This window comes from Bacillus sp. MYb209 (assembly GCF_002975175.1).
In the GTDB taxonomy this organism is placed as follows: Bacteria; Bacillota; Bacilli; order Bacillales; family Bacillaceae_G; genus Bacillus_A.
This window is the reverse complement of sequence record NZ_PCNZ01000002.1, coordinates 591,539-604,363: the sequence shown is the minus strand read 5'-3', so window position 1 is coordinate 604,363 and position 12,825 is coordinate 591,539. Positions and strand designations below refer to the sequence as shown.

11 protein-coding genes are annotated in these 12,825 nt (G+C 39.0%); all 11 read right to left on the bottom strand.

Translation table 11 applies throughout. From position 1 onward, the window contains the following. Positions 1–82: 82 nt before the first annotated feature. Positions 83–715: an orotate phosphoribosyltransferase gene (gene pyrE / locus CQZ94_RS06905; RefSeq protein ID WP_105584754.1), complete on the bottom strand. Its 633-nt coding sequence runs from the start codon at positions 713–715 to the stop codon at positions 83–85. Then, the gene (pyrF, locus tag CQZ94_RS06900) at positions 712–1,428 is read right to left on the bottom strand and encodes an orotidine-5'-phosphate decarboxylase (protein WP_105584753.1); all 717 of its coding nucleotides are present in this window, start codon (positions 1,426–1,428) and stop codon (positions 712–714) included. The genes pyrE and pyrF overlap by 4 nt, the downstream gene beginning before the upstream one ends. Positions 1,429–1,430: 2 nt before the next feature. Further along, positions 1,431–2,342: a dihydroorotate oxidase B catalytic subunit gene (gene pyrD, locus CQZ94_RS06895; RefSeq protein ID WP_002121858.1), complete on the bottom strand. Its 912-nt coding sequence runs from the start codon at positions 2,340–2,342 to the stop codon at positions 1,431–1,433. Then, positions 2,339–3,118: a dihydroorotate oxidase B electron transfer subunit gene (pyrK, locus tag CQZ94_RS06890; RefSeq protein ID WP_105584752.1), complete on the bottom strand. Its 780-nt coding sequence runs from the start codon at positions 3,116–3,118 to the stop codon at positions 2,339–2,341. Before pyrK ends, pyrD begins: the two co-directional genes overlap by 4 nt. Then, the gene (gene carB / locus CQZ94_RS06885) at positions 3,115–6,333 is read right to left on the bottom strand and encodes a carbamoyl-phosphate synthase large subunit (RefSeq protein ID WP_105584751.1); all 3,219 of its coding nucleotides are present in this window, start codon (positions 6,331–6,333) and stop codon (positions 3,115–3,117) included. Before carB ends, pyrK begins: the two co-directional genes overlap by 4 nt. Further along, positions 6,318–7,415: a carbamoyl phosphate synthase small subunit gene (locus tag CQZ94_RS06880; RefSeq protein WP_105584750.1), complete on the bottom strand. Its 1,098-nt coding sequence runs from the start codon at positions 7,413–7,415 to the stop codon at positions 6,318–6,320. Before CQZ94_RS06880 ends, carB begins: the two co-directional genes overlap by 16 nt. Next, positions 7,412–8,698, bottom strand: a complete 1,287-nt coding sequence (gene pyrC, locus CQZ94_RS06875) for a dihydroorotase (protein WP_105584749.1) — start codon at positions 8,696–8,698, stop codon at positions 7,412–7,414. The genes CQZ94_RS06880 and pyrC overlap by 4 nt, the downstream gene beginning before the upstream one ends. After that, entirely contained in the window at positions 8,682–9,596 is a 915-nt protein-coding gene (gene pyrB / locus CQZ94_RS06870) for an aspartate carbamoyltransferase (protein WP_105584748.1), read from the bottom strand. Before pyrB ends, pyrC begins: the two co-directional genes overlap by 17 nt. A gap of 147 nt (positions 9,597–9,743) precedes the next feature. After that, positions 9,744–11,018: a uracil permease gene (gene uraA / locus CQZ94_RS06865; RefSeq protein ID WP_142395766.1), complete on the bottom strand. Its 1,275-nt coding sequence runs from the start codon at positions 11,016–11,018 to the stop codon at positions 9,744–9,746. Positions 11,019–11,164: 146 nt separating this feature from the next. Further along, entirely contained in the window at positions 11,165–11,707 is a 543-nt protein-coding gene (pyrR, locus tag CQZ94_RS06860; protein ID WP_001156489.1) for a bifunctional pyrimidine operon transcriptional regulator/uracil phosphoribosyltransferase, read from the bottom strand. 206 nt (positions 11,708–11,913) lie between these two features. After that, positions 11,914–12,822: an RluA family pseudouridine synthase gene (locus CQZ94_RS06855; protein ID WP_105584746.1), complete on the bottom strand. Its 909-nt coding sequence runs from the start codon at positions 12,820–12,822 to the stop codon at positions 11,914–11,916. Positions 12,823–12,825: the final 3 nt, after the last annotated feature.

Below are 12,825 nucleotides of genomic sequence, written 5' to 3'. Positions count from 1 at the left end.
CTTCTTGATGTTGCCTAACTTTTTTCAAAATGTCCTTTACAAAGGGTACAGATTATTTCCCCCGCAGTCGTCTTTTTTCATGTTACGCTGTAACCCAAGCCTCGTCAGCTGGATTTTTACGCCACTCTTGTAATTTTTTCGTTTCAGCTTGTCCGATCATACCTTTTTCTGCTGCAACTTCAGTTAATGCACTGTAATCACTTAAAGAATATGATGCTACGTTTGCTGCTTCTAGTTTCTCTTTTCCTGACTCAAGCTCGTATGTGAAGATTGATACGATTCCTAATACTTCACAACCAGCTTCGCGAAGTGCTTCTACACATGTAATTGCACTACCACCAGTTGAAATTAAGTCTTCTACTACTACTACTTTTTGACCTTTTTCAGCTTTTCCTTCGATTTGGTTCCCTTTACCGTGACCTTTTGCTTTACTACGTACGTAGCACATTGGTAAATCCATACGATTGCTTACCCATGCTGCGTGCGCAATACCAGCCGTTGCTGTTCCTGCAATAACTTCTACAGTTGGGAAGTGCTCTTTAATTAACTCTTCTAATCCAGCTGCAATCGCTTGGCGTACTTTTGGATAAGATAAAGTTAAACGATTATCACAATAAATTGGTGATTTTATACCAGAAGACCAAGTAAATGGATCATTCGGTTGTAAAAATACTGCTCCAATTTCTAATAAATGCGATGCGATTTCTTTTTTCATACTGTTACACCTTCCCACTGTTGTTTTACTGTTTTATACGCTTCAAGCGGATTTTCTGCTTTTGTAATACTACGTCCAACTACGATGTAGCTTGAACCAAGTTCCCTCGCACGTTTCGGTGTTGCTACGCGCACTTGGTCATTTACATCATCGCTTGCAAGACGAATCCCCGGTGTTACTGTTACAAATTCATTTCCGCATACTTCACGTAATTTTGGTACTTCAAGTGTTGAACAAACAACTCCATCAAGTCCACTTTCTTTCGTTAATTTTGCATAATGAGTAACCGCTTCTTCTAACGTTTTCTCAATGCCAATCTCTTTTTTCATCATAGCTTCCGAAGTGCTTGTTAGTTGTGTAACTGCAATACAAATCGGTCTCTCTTTTCCTTCTTGCTTACCTTCCTCTAATCCCTCAATCGCAGCTTTCATCATACTACTTCCCCCAGCAGCATGAACATTTACCATATCTACATCTAGACTAGCTAGGCTACGCATAGCACTTTTTACCGTATTCGGAATATCATGAAGTTTTAAATCTAGAAAAATCTTATGTCCTTTTTCTTTTAAGTACGTAATAATTGCAGGACCCTCTTTGTAAAATAACTCCATACCAACTTTGACAAATAACTCTTCCCCTTCAAAGTGATATAAGAATTGTTCTACCTCTTGTTTCCCTGGAAAATCTAGTGCAACAATTAGCGACTGTGACATACTTACTTCCAGCTCCTTCCTTGACATTCCGAAATGTGATCAAATCCTAATTCATCTAGTAATGCTGGTAATTCTTCAATAATTGTCGGACATACGAACGGATCGATAAAGTTCGCTGTTCCAACTGCGACCGCGCTTGCGCCAGCATAGAAGAATTCAATTACATCTTCCGCTGTTTCAATACCACCCATTCCGATAATCGGAATGTTAACCGCTTGACTTACTTCATGTACCATGCGAATTGCTACTGGCTTAATCGCAGGCCCTGATAGTCCGCCCGTACGGTTTGCTAAAATTGGTTTTGCAGTTTTTAAATCTAGACGCATACCAAGCAATGTATTAATCATCGTTAAACCGTCCGCACCTGCATTTTCAATTGCTTTTGCAATCTCCACAATGTTTGCCACGTTCGGTGACAATTTCACATATACCGGTACTTCAGAAACCTCTTTTACTCGCTTCGTTAAATCAGCAGCAATTTCAGGATTCGTACCAAAAGCGATACCACCCGTTTTTACGTTTGGACAAGAAATATTTAATTCTAGCGCATGAACATTTGGTGCTTTTGAAATTTCCTTCGCAACCGCTACGTAGTCCTCAGCTTGTGAACCAGCGACGTTTGCAATTATCGGAAGATCAAATTGCTCGAGAAAAGGTAATTCAGAATTCATTACCTTTTCTAATCCAGGATTTTGAAGCCCGATTGCATTTAGCATTCCGCCTGGTGTTTCAGCAACACGAGGCGTTGGGTTTCCATAACGAGGCTGTTCTGTTGTCGCTTTAATCATAATTGATCCAAGTACACTTAAATCATAGAACTGTGCATACTCACGACCAAATCCGAAGCAACCAGATGCTGGGATGATTGGATTTTTTAATGATAACCCTGGTAATTCAACTTGCAATCTGTTCATAGTACAACCTCCCCGATTGGAAATACTGGTCCGTCGCTACACACCTTCTTGTAAGAATGTCCACTCGGATCTGCTTGCAAATGGCATACACATGCGAAACATGCTCCGATGCCACAGCCCATACGTTCTTCTAATGAAATGTAGGCTTTTCTCTCCTTATAGCGTCCTTCTAATGCACGAAGCATCGCTAAAGGTCCACATGAGTATAGAATGTCAAAGTCAATTCCATAGCTATCAATTACATCTGTTACAAACCCTTTTGTACCATGTGTACCATCAACTGTTGCAACATACGTATCACCAAGTTCTGCGAATTTCTCTTCATAGAAAACAACATCTTTCGTTTGGAAACCTAAGATGTGAATAACGCGTACTCCTTTTGCTACAAGACGCTGTGACAATTCATATAGTGGTGGTACACCAATTCCCCCACCAACTAATAGAGCCGTTTGTCCAGATTCCGCTTCTTCTACAGGAAATCCATGACCAAGTGGTCCTAACACATCTACAAGTTCACCTTGTTTTCTTTTCGCTAATGTTTTTGTTCCTTGTCCTTCCGCACGATATAGCATTGTAAATTCGTTCTTGTCTTGATCGACATTACAAATACTAATTGGGCGGCGCAGAAGGGGCGTAATCCCCTCTGCTACCTTAATGTGTACAAACTGCCCTGGATCGTTCATTTGCTGCACTATAGTTCCTTGAAGCACTAATTCGTAAATGTTTTTTGCGATTTCTTTTTGGTTAACGACGATCATATTTTGCTTTTGCATCATGCATGTACCACCTCGTGACGCTTCGTTTGCGTAATTTCTTTCATTGAATGAGCTGAGAATGTCATAGATTCTAATACTCCCAAGATTGCTCTCGTTGTATCAAGTGATGTTAAGCAAGCCACACCATTTTCTACTGATTCACGGCGAATGCGGAAACCATCACGCGCTGGTTGTTTTCCTTTTGTTAATGTATTGATTACAAACTGTGCTTTTCCTTGACGAATAATATCAAGTAAGTTGTAGTCTTCTGAATCAATTTTGTTTACAACTTGCACCGGAATGTTTTGTTCTGTTAATGATTGTGCTGTTCCAGCTGTTGCTAATAAGTTATAGCCGATTTCATGGAAACGTTTTGCGATTTCCATCGCTTCTTCTTTATCTTTATCCGCTACAGTGATGATTACTGATCCGTGCGTTGGAATGTTAATTCCTGAAGCAACAAGTCCTTTATATAATGCTTTTTCAAGCGTTAAATCTTTACCCATTACTTCCCCTGTTGATTTCATTTCAGGCCCTAATGTTGTATCAACTGAGCGTAGTTTTGCAAATGAGAATACTGGTGCTTTTACATACACTTCCTTCTCTTCTGGGTGATAGCCAGTTCCATATCCTTGTTCTACAAGGTTTTGACCTAAAATAACTTTCGTTGCGATATTTGCCATCGGTACGCCTGTAATTTTACTTAAGAATGGTACTGTACGGCTCGCACGTGGATTTACTTCAATTACATACACTTCATCTTTGAATACTACAAACTGAATGTTTAGTAATCCAACAATGTTTAAACCTTTTCCAAGCGCAATTGTATGTTCAATAATTTGTTCTTTTAGTTTTTCAGATAAGCTCTGTGGTGGATATACTCCAATTGAATCCCCAGAGTGGACTCCAGCGCGTTCGATATGTTCCATAATACCTGGAATGAATACATTCTCACCGTCTGAAATTGCATCTACTTCAATTTCTTTACCAACCATATAACGGTCGATTAATACTGGGTGATCTGCGTGAACTTTAACCGCATTTTTCATGTAGTGCAGTAATTCTTCTTGACGATATACGATTTCCATCGCACGTCCACCTAGTACGTAAGATGGTCTTACTAATACTGGGTAACCAATTTTGTCAGCAATTGCTACTGCTTGCTCTACAGTCGTTGCTGTTTTACCAACTGGTTGCGGGATACCAAGCTTTGTTAAAGCTGCTTCAAACTTATCACGATCTTCTGCACGGTCTAAATCTTCAAGTGATGTTCCTAAGATTTTTACACCGTGTGCTTCTAATTTAGCTGCTAAGTTAATTGCCGTTTGTCCACCAAATTGGACGATAACACCTTCTGGCTTTTCTAAATCGATAATGTGCATTACATCTTCGATTGTTAATGGTTCAAAGTATAATTTGTCAGAAATACTGAAGTCTGTTGAAACTGTTTCTGGGTTGTTATTAACAATGATTGCCTCATATCCAGCTTCTTTTATTGCCCATACAGAGTGAACTGTTGCATAATCAAACTCAACACCTTGACCAATACGGATTGGACCAGATCCTAGTACAACTACACTCTTACGATCTGTTACAATCGATTCATTCTCGTCACCATATGTGCTGTAGTAGTATGGTGTTGCAGATTCAAACTCTGCCGCACAAGTATCTACCATCTTATAAACAGGAGTCATATTGCTTTCTTTACGCATATCGTAAATTTCACGCTCTGTTTTGTTCCAAGCATTGGCGATGTAATGGTCACTGAAGCCCATTTCTTTCGCAGATTGTAACACTTCCATATTTCCTACATTCGCTTTTACTTCGCGTTCCATGTTTACGATATTTTCAACTTTTTGTAAGAAGAAGAAGTCCATTTCACACCATTCGTTGATTTCTTCTTTCGTTACACCTTGACGGATCGCTTCTGCTACAACAAACAGTCGCTCATCATCAGCTTTTATAATACGCTTTTTCATCGTTTCTTTATCAAGCTCTTTTAAGTGGTCTAACTCTAGGTGATAAACGCCAAGCTCTAAAGAACGAATCGCTTTTAATAATGATTGTTCTAAGTTACGTCCGATTGACATAACTTCACCAGTTGCCTTCATTTGTGTACCAAGTGTTCTGTTTGCTGATTCAAACTTATCAAATGGCCAACGTGGAATTTTTGAAACAACATAATCTAATGCTGGCTCGAAGCAAGCGTATGTTTTTTGTGTTACTGGGTTTACAATTTCATCTAATGTTAAACCGACTGCAATTTTCGCCGCTAGCTTCGCAATTGGATATCCAGTTGCTTTAGATGCTAGTGCAGACGAACGACTCACACGCGGGTTTACTTCGATTACATAGTATTGGAAGCTATGTGGATCAAGTGCAAGCTGAACGTTACATCCACCTTCAATTCCTAATGCACGAATAATTCTTAATGAAGTGTTTCGTAACATTTGATACTCACGGTCACTTAATGTTTGGCTCGGTGCTACAACGATAGAATCACCTGTGTGAACCCCAACCGGATCGATATTTTCCATGTTACATACTACAATCGCGTTATCATTCGAATCACGCATTACTTCATATTCAATTTCCTTACAACCAGCAATACTCTTTTCTAATAGACATTGTGTTACTGGACTATGTTTTAATCCACCTGATACGATTTCAATTAGTTCTTCTTCATTACTACAGATTCCGCCACCTGTTCCCCCCATTGTAAATGCCGGGCGAACAATAACTGGATAACCAATTTCTTTTACAAATTCATGTGCTTCTTCCAGCGTATGAATAATCGTGCTAGATGGAATTGGTTCATTTAATTCCTGCATTAATGTACGGAATAAATCACGATCCTCCGCTTGCTCGATTGCTGATAATTTTGTTCCTAAAATTTCAACTCCGCACTCTTCAAGTATGCCTGATTTCGCAAGTTCAACTGCCATATTTAGGCCTGTTTGACCACCTAATGTTGGTAGGATTGCATCTGGACGTTCTTTACGAATAATACGGCTTACGAATTCTAGTGTTAATGGTTCTATATATACTTTATCTGCTGTTGCAGTATCTGTCATAATTGTTGCTGGGTTAGAGTTAACAAGGATTACTTTGTAACCTTCTTCTCTAAGAGATTGACAAGCTTGTGTACCAGAGTAATCAAACTCTGCTGCTTGCCCAATTACAATTGGTCCTGATCCGATTACTAAAATTGTGTTAATGTCTAGGCGTTTTGGCATAACTCTTCCCCTTCTTTCTTGAAGTTTTCAATCATTGCTAAGAAATCTTCGAATAAATCATTTGCATCTTCTGGTCCTGCAGAAGCTTCTGGATGGTATTGCACTGTAAATGCTGGGAACTTCGTATGACGAAGACCTTCTACTGTTCCATCATTTAAAGCAACATGTGTAATTTCAAGTTCTGTATTTCCAACTGATTCTTCTTCTACTGCGTAACCATGGTTTTGAGATGTAATTGCTACTTTTCCAGTTGCAAGATTTTTTACTGGATGATTTAAACCACGGTGACCGAATTTTAACTTACTTGTATTCGCACCAGATGCTAGCGCGAACAATTGATGTCCTAGGCAAATCCCGAATAAAGGAACTTTACCAATAATTTCTTTTAACATTTCAATTGCTTCTGGTACATCTTTTGGGTCCCCAGGTCCATTACTTAACATAATTCCATCTGGGCTAAGGCGTAAAATTTCTTCTGCTGTTGTATTATAAGGTACAACAATTACATCACAGTCACGCTTATTTAATTCTCGTAAAATACCATGTTTCATTCCGAAGTCTACAAGTACAACGCGATGACCACGGCCTGGACTTGGATATGGATCTTTTGTTGTTACGCGTTTCACATGATCTGTAAAGACAGTTGCTTTCAATTGGCTAACGATGTCCTCTACATCCACATCCATATTGCAAAGACGTCCGCGTAAAGTTCCATATTGACGAATTTTTCTTGTTAATTTTCTCGTATCAATTCCTGCTAATCCTGGGATATTTCTTTCTTTCAAGTAATCATTTAACGAAATTTCATTACGGAAGTTTGATGGATAATCACAAATTTCGTTTACGATTAAGCCATTTACAGATGGGTGAATTGATTCAAAATCATCACGGTTAATGCCGTAGTTTCCGATTAATGGATACGTAAATGTTACGATTTGACCGCAGTATGATGGATCAGATAAAGTTTCTTGATATCCAGTCATCCCAGTTGTAAATACAACCTCACCTGACTTTTCGATTTCTCCTCCGAAACCTTTTCCAATTAATACTGTTCCATCTTCTAAGATAAGTTGTCTTTTCATACTAATGCACTCTCCTTTTGCCATGCGATCTTACCACCAACGATTGTCATAACCGGCCAACCTTGGCATTTCCAACCTGCGAATGGTGTATTTTTTCCTTTTGATAAGAATGTTGTTGGATCAATTTCTTCTTCTTGTTCTAAATCGATAATTGTAATATCAGCTGTTCTACCTTCTATTAGGCGCCCTGCTTCTAAACCGAATGTGTCAGCTGGTTTTTCTGTTAAGAATTGAATTAGTTGCTCTAATGTAATGATTCCTTTTTTCACAAGGTTCGTATATAAAAGCGGGAATGCTGTTTCAAAACCAGTAATTCCGAACGGTGCTCTTTCAATCCCTTGCGCTTTCTCTTCTGCAGTATGCGGTGCATGGTCAGTTGCGATTATATCAATTGTTCCATCTAATAGTCCTTCAATTAACGCTGCATGATCTTCTTTTCCTCGAAGCGGTGGATTCATTTTAAAGTTAGGATCAGCCGATGGGATATCATCTTCACATAATACTAAGTGATGCGGTGTTACTTCTGCTGTCACCTTAATTCCAGCACGTTTCGCATCACGGATTACACGTACAGATCCTTTTGTACTTACGTGACACACGTGATAGTGACAATTTGCAGCTTCCGCAAGTAAGATGTCCCGGGCAATATGTACGGATTCACATACTGATGGGATACCGTTTAATCCGTGTTTCTCAGAAAACTTCCCTTCATGTACACATCCTTTATTAATAAGTGTGTTCTCTTCACAGTGTGCAACAACTGCCATATTTAATTTCGATGCACGCTTCATAGCAGCTAACATCATGCTTGCATCTTGCACGCCTACTCCATCATCTGTGAAAGCAAACGCTCCAAGTTCTTTTAACGTTTCAAAATCAGTCATTTCAGAACCTGCTTGACGTACTGTAATTGCTCCATATGGTAATACATTTACATGTGCTTTTTCTTTAATACGCTTTTGTAGGTCTTCCATATGTTCTTTACAATCTGGTACTGGGCGTGTGTTTGGCATTGCGCAAATTGTAGTAAATCCACCTTTTGCTGCTGCAAGTGTTCCTGTTTCAATTGTTTCTTTATGTTCACCACCTGGTTCACGAAGATGAACGTGTACATCTACTAATCCAGGTGCGATTAACTTTCCATTTACATCGATTACTTCAGCATTATCTGCCGTAATATTTTCTGCTACCTTCGCAATTTTACCATCTTGTACGAGAAGATCTGTTGCTACAATTTTTCCTTCTTCATTCATATAACGACCGTTTTTAAACAAATAATTCATGTTTCATTCCTCCTAATACATTTGGTAATGCGCGTTTTAGTACAGCCATTCTTACGTAGACCCCGTTTTCCATTTGCTTAAATATGCGTGAGCGTTCACACTCGACAAGTTCACTCGCAATTTCAACATCACGGTTTACAGGGGCTGGATGCATAATAATGCTTCCTTCTTTCATACGTTTTTCTCTTTCAACTGTTAACCCATGTTGCTCGTGATACTCTTTCATAATGTCTGTTTCATAATGGTCATGACGCTCATGTTGTACACGAAGTAACATCATCACATCCACTTCTGGAACAAGTTCATCTAAACTCTTGTACGTTCCAAATGAGTTCTCTTCATCTTTCCAATCTTCTGGGCTTGCAAAGTAAATTGTCGCGCCCAGTTTCGTTAATGCCTCTGCATTAGAACGTGCTACTCGGCTATGACGAACATCCCCAACTATTGCAATCTTCAAACCTTCAAATCTTCCAAACTCTTGTTTAATTGTTAGAAGATCGAGTAGACATTGCGTTGGATGATTTCCACATCCATCTCCAGCGTTCAAGATTGGGATATTCACCTGATCTTTTAATTCATCGAAGTAACGATCTTGCTCATGGCGGATGACTACCGCTTTTGTTCCGATTGATTCTAGTGTTCTTATCGTATCGTATAAAGTTTCTCCTTTTTGTACGCTAGATGAATCTGCTGAAAAGTCTAATACTTCAAGTCCTAATCTCTTCTCAGCAACTTCGAAGCTAAATCTCGTCCTCGTACTATTCTCAAAGAACAAGTTCGCAACAAATGTTTGCTCTGTCGTTTTGCTCTCTTTTCCATTCGCAAAATCTTCTGCGTCTTTTAGGATTTCTGAAATTTCTCGTTCCGATAATTCACTCATCGTTAACAAATGGCTCATCGTCATCCCTCATCTTTCTGATTTTTATGTTATCACTTTTGTATTTATATAACAACAACTGCATAAAAATACCCTAGTCGTGTGAGACTAGGGTGCAAGGAAGAAGCCACCCTTTCCGTCTCACAGGACTGAATTAAAAGGTTGTTTTTATGAAGCAATCTGCTTAGATTGTTTCGTTTCTGGTAGTAGTAAATTTAGCAGTACACCTACAATTGCTGCTAGTGCCATTCCTTCTACTTGGAACGATTCCCCTACGTGCAGTACCGCTCCGCCAATACCGATTACTAGTATAACTGATGCAATCATTAAGTTTCGTTTGTCACTTAAGTCTGTTTTATCATCTACCATCATGCGTAAACCACTTGATGCGATTACACCGAATAGTAAGATTGATACACCACCCATAACCGGTGTTGGTATGGAGTGAATCAGTGCGGAAATCTTACCGATAAACCCGAATATGATTGCGAATACTGCTGAACCGATGAATAAGTATACACTGTATGCTCTCGTAATTGCTAGCACACCGATGTTTTCACCGTATGTTGTATTCGGTGGTCCACCTATTAGTGATGCGATCAATGTTGCTACCCCATCACCGAAGATTGAACGATGTAAACCTGGTTTTTCAATTAAATCTCTTTTAATAACATTTCCAAGTACAATTTGATGTCCGATATGTTCTGAAATTGTTACAAGTGCAACTGGTACCATTAAGAGTACAATTTTCCATGAAAACTCCGGAGTATATGTTACAAACGGTACTGTGAAGTCTGGTATGACAAACCATTTTGCCTCAGCTACGGGCTTTAAATCTACTAGCCCTTGGAAGTAAGCGAATATATACCCGCCGATGATTCCAAGTAGAACTGGTATGATACTGAAAAAACCTCTCCCGAATATGGAGCAAATGATTGTAATTGCTAATGTTACTAATGCTACTGAAAAGTGTGTAATGCTATACTTACCATCCGCACCGTTCATCGCCATGTTCACTGCTGTATGTGCTAAAGCTAAACCGATTACCATTACGACTGGTCCAACTACGATTGGCGGAAGTAATTTCATAATCCACTCTGACCCAGATTTCTTAATTCCGAGTGAGATTAAGATGTACACAAGTCCCGCTAGCAAGCCACCAAGCATTGCTGCTCCAGGTCCCCCTGCTGTTTTTGCTGTAATAATTGGTGCAATAAAGGCGAATGATGATCCTAAATATGCTGGTACTTGACCTTTCGTTATTAGAAGAAACGCTAGCGTTCCTAACCCACTTGATATTAAAGCTACTGATGGATTCAGTCCTGTTAAAAACGGAACAAGCACTGTTGATCCAAACATCGCGAACAAATGTTGTATACTTAATAATAACCATTTTCCCGGTTTCGGTACTTCATGAATGTCTAACACTGGCTTTTGCTCCATTGTTACATCCTCCTTCAGTTTTAATTTTTGCAATAAAAAAACTCTTTGTGCCTGTGCACAAAGAGTCCTACACTTTCATATGCCAAATTTGACATATGAAAGCCAAGACCCTTTGGCAGCCTCACAGGACTACATTTAAAAGGGCTTTACTTATCGTATATGCTTACTCGATCTTGTTGATCTGTCTCTTGCAAATCAACCTCGATACGCTCTTCACTAGATGTTGGGATGTTCTTTCCTACATAATCAGCGCGAATTGGTAATTCACGATGACCTCTATCAACAAGAACAGCCAATTGGATTTGTGATGGTCTACCTAAATCCATAAGAGCATCCATTGCTGCTCGAACTGTTCTTCCTGTATATAACACATCATCCACAAGGATAACTTTTTTCTTCGTAATATCTACAGGAATATCAGAACCTTTTACAAGTGGTTCTTTATGTTTCGATTGTAGTGTTAAATCATCACGATATAACGTAATATCTAACTCTCCTACTTCCATCTCTTTTCCTTCAATTTGACCAATTCGTTCTGCCAAACGTTGTGCAATAAAAATTCCACGTGTTTTTATTCCGACAAGAACACAATTATCGACACCTTTATTTCGTTCCACGATTTCATGACTAATTCGTGTTAAAGCGCGGCGAATCATTTGGTCATCTAAAACGACAGCTTTCTCTTGCATGCTCTACACCTCCAAGTTTTTTTTTTCTTGCGTGAGAGTAATGGTATAAAAAAAGTCCTCTCAGCGTGTGTGAGAGGACTTTTGAAAAAAGGGTACAGCATACCCTAAGTATTTCAAACCGTTACCTTCTCAACCTCACGGGGCTGTGTTAAAGGATCATTATTTAACTGTTGTCAGTATCTCAGTTTTTTTATGATTTGTCAATACTATTTCCGTAAAATATTTAGTGCTTCTTCAAACACTTCTGGAATCGGTGCCTCAAACTCAATATATTCACCAGTACGAGGGTGATTGAAACCTAAAATCCCTGCATGAAGTGCTTGTCCATTCATATCTAATGTTTTCTTCGGACCATACTTTGGATCCCCTGCAAGTGGATAACCAATATATTTCATATGAACACGAATTTGGTGTGTACGTCCCGTTTCTAAGCGACATTCTACAAGTGTGAAATCCTTAAATCGCTCTAACACTTGGAAATGTGTAACAGCATTCTTACCGTTTTCATCAACGGTCATACTTTGACGTTCTTTTTTATCACGACCAATTGGAGCATCAATTGTTCCTTTATCATGTGGAATTACACCATGTACAATCGCTTTATAGCGTCTTGTTACCGTTTTTGCTACAAGTTGATTTACAAGTGATTCGTGCGCCATATCATTTTTAGCAACCATTAATAGTCCAGATGTATCCTTATCAATACGGTGCACTATACCAGGGCGCATTACACCGTTAATACCTGATAGGTCTGTACAATGGTGCATAAGTCCATTTACAAGCGTACCTTTCGTATGCCCTGGTGCTGGATGTACTACCATTCCACGCGGCTTATTTACAACTAGTACATCGGCATCTTCATAATAAACTTCTAAATTCATATCTTCCGGTTGAATATCTAACTCTTCTGGCTCGGGAATTGTTACTGTAATTTCATCATTTCCTTTTACTTTATAATTCCCTTTAACTGATTTTCCATTTACCGTCACAACAGCATCTTTAATCCATTGCTGTACTTGTGAACGTGACCATTCACTATTTATTTCTGCAACAAATTTATCAATTCGCTCGCTTTTTTGTTCTTCTGCAACTGTTACTTGTACTACTTCACTCATTCA

Bases quoted from the DNA above. Each gene is read 5' to 3' on its own strand.
- pyrE (WP_105584754.1), bottom strand. From the start codon at position 715: ATGAAAAAAGAAATCGCATCGCATTTATTAGAAATTGGAGCAGTATTT.
- pyrF (WP_105584753.1), bottom strand. From the start codon at position 1,428: ATGTCACAGTCGCTAATTGTTGCACTAGATTTTCCAGGGAAACAAGAG.
- pyrD (WP_002121858.1), bottom strand. From the start codon at position 2,342: ATGAACAGATTGCAAGTTGAATTACCAGGGTTATCATTAAAAAATCCA.
- pyrK (WP_105584752.1), bottom strand. From the start codon at position 3,118: ATGATGCAAAAGCAAAATATGATCGTCGTTAACCAAAAAGAAATCGCA.
- carB (WP_105584751.1), bottom strand. From the start codon at position 6,333: ATGCCAAAACGCCTAGACATTAACACAATTTTAGTAATCGGATCAGGA.
- CQZ94_RS06880 (WP_105584750.1), bottom strand. From the start codon at position 7,415: ATGAAAAGACAACTTATCTTAGAAGATGGAACAGTATTAATTGGAAAA.
- pyrC (WP_105584749.1), bottom strand. From the start codon at position 8,698: ATGAATTATTTGTTTAAAAACGGTCGTTATATGAATGAAGAAGGAAAA.
- pyrB (WP_105584748.1), bottom strand. From the start codon at position 9,596: ATGAGCCATTTGTTAACGATGAGTGAATTATCGGAACGAGAAATTTCA.
- uraA (WP_142395766.1), bottom strand. From the start codon at position 11,018: ATGGAGCAAAAGCCAGTGTTAGACATTCATGAAGTACCGAAACCGGGA.
- pyrR (WP_001156489.1), bottom strand. From the start codon at position 11,707: ATGCAAGAGAAAGCTGTCGTTTTAGATGACCAAATGATTCGCCGCGCT.
- CQZ94_RS06855 (WP_105584746.1), bottom strand. From the start codon at position 12,822: ATGAGTGAAGTAGTACAAGTAACAGTTGCAGAAGAACAAAAAAGCGAG.